Below are 1,631 nucleotides of genomic sequence, written 5' to 3' on the forward strand. Positions count from 1 at the left end.
TGGAGGCGTGGTGCAATCAGGCCGCCCGATGAAGCAGGAACCCGGTACTGCGCGAGCAGCTATCACCCAGTAATGGGAATCCCCCTCCTGTGACGCGAAGCGCTAAGGTGGGGGAGGATGTCAAGTTGTTGAAGTGGTATCGGTTGCACGAACAAATTGCGTAATCCGCTTCTGTGCGACAGGGCGAGAGGTAAAGCTGACCACGGGTGGCAGCCACCCCCAAAATTTCAACTACGACTTTTTCCGCTCAGTTGATGACTATCGAGCAGCACAAGCAATCATCCCTATCGTCGATGCAGTGCGTTACCCGAAAGAACCTTTGTCGCCGGAAACAATCTTGAAGGTCGCCGAACTGCTGGGAATCGACACGAGCGTTGAACATCTCATCAAAGGAAAAAAGGATAATGCATGATCACAAGACTAATGAGCACTGTTGACGTTCTGGCGCGTGAGGCTTACAAGGCTCATCAGTAGACCACTCGGGTAGTATTAATCCCCCCCCTATCAAAGGCACGGGCAGATGTTAAAGATAAAGAATTTTGGAAATGACAGGGCCGTGGATTCCGTGACTGAACTCCAAGATGCGCTGAGAACCGACTACAAGGGCATGCACGTATCCATCGTCTACAGCGCCAAGCCGCACGGGATGAGCAGGGTCGTGCTTGTCTCCGTCAACGACGCGGGGGTGATAACCCACACTAACAACGGCACCGGCCCAGTGAATTTCGATGAGCTGGATGAGCTACGGCTTTAACCTTTCCAGCAGTCATGACAGACCGCCCCTAGTGGGCGGTTTTTATTTGGGTGATCGACCTGTCTATTGATACTTGACGCCTCACCTCCGGGGTTACCAGGTGCGGGGCCGCCGGTCGTGGTGGTGGGTGTCGTGGTGGGACACTGGCCTGATGTCGGTACCGGCGGTGACCTGGCCACGGTGACCTGGCCACGCGGTTACCTGGTGCTGGAGTTGCGGGTCGGGCTGGTGGCTGTCGTGGTGGGACACTGGCCTGATGTCGGTACCGGCGGTGACCTGGCCACGGTGACCTGGCCACGCGGTTACCTGGTGCTGGAGTTGCGGGTCGGGCTGGTGGCTGTCGCGCTAGGACGTTGGCCTGATGTCGGTACCGGGATGGCCTGGCCGTCGTGCCGGGCTGGCCACCGGGTTTGCCTGAAACTGGAGTCTGCCGGTTGAGCTGGTGGCTGTCGTGGTGTGACATCGAGGCCTGCGTGCCGACGGGCGCCTAGAAGACCAAGCCGCCGGGGCTGGCCACCGGGGTGAGCCTGGCCGACGGGCCGGGGCTGGCCACCGGGTTTGCCTGGAACGGGAGCTACCGGTCTAGCTGGTGGGTGTCGTGGTCAGACATAGGCCCGATGTCTGTACCGGGCCGCACTTGGCCGCCGGGCCGGTGCCGGGGCTGGCCGCCGGGGCGCCTGAAACTGGAGTCTGCCGGTTGAGCTGGTGGCCGTCTTGGTGTGACATCGAGGCCTGCGTGCCGACGGGCGCCTAGAAGACCAAGCCGCCGGGGCTGGCCACCGGGTTTGCCTGGAACGGGAGCTACCGGTCTAGCTGGTGGGTGTCGTGGTCAGACATAGGCCCGATGTCTGTACCGGGCCGCACTTGGCCGCCGGGC

General features: G+C 61.1%; 3 protein-coding genes. All 3 read left to right on the forward strand.

What is annotated here, in order from left to right:
* The first annotated feature begins 133 nt into the window (after positions 1 to 133).
* The 3 genes from OKC31_RS20835 (at position 134) to OKC31_RS20845 (ending at position 1,192) form a co-directional block, all read left to right on the forward strand.
* The gene (locus tag OKC31_RS20835) at positions 134 to 412 is read left to right on the forward strand and encodes a hypothetical protein (RefSeq protein WP_270657608.1); all 279 of its coding nucleotides are present in this window, start codon (positions 134 to 136) and stop codon (positions 410 to 412) included.
* Between the two features lie 108 nt (positions 413 to 520).
* Positions 521 to 754, forward strand: coding sequence for a hypothetical protein (locus OKC31_RS20840; protein WP_270657609.1), 234 nt, complete (start codon positions 521 to 523; stop codon positions 752 to 754).
* A gap of 135 nt (positions 755 to 889) precedes the next feature.
* The gene (locus OKC31_RS20845) at positions 890 to 1,192 is read left to right on the forward strand and encodes a hypothetical protein (protein ID WP_270657610.1); all 303 of its coding nucleotides are present in this window, start codon (positions 890 to 892) and stop codon (positions 1,190 to 1,192) included.
* The last annotated feature ends 439 nt before the right edge of the window (positions 1,193 to 1,631 follow it).

The organism is Aeromonas sp. Y293-4 (assembly GCF_027705905.1).
In the GTDB taxonomy this organism is placed as follows: Bacteria; Pseudomonadota; Gammaproteobacteria; order Enterobacterales; family Aeromonadaceae; genus Aeromonas; species Aeromonas veronii.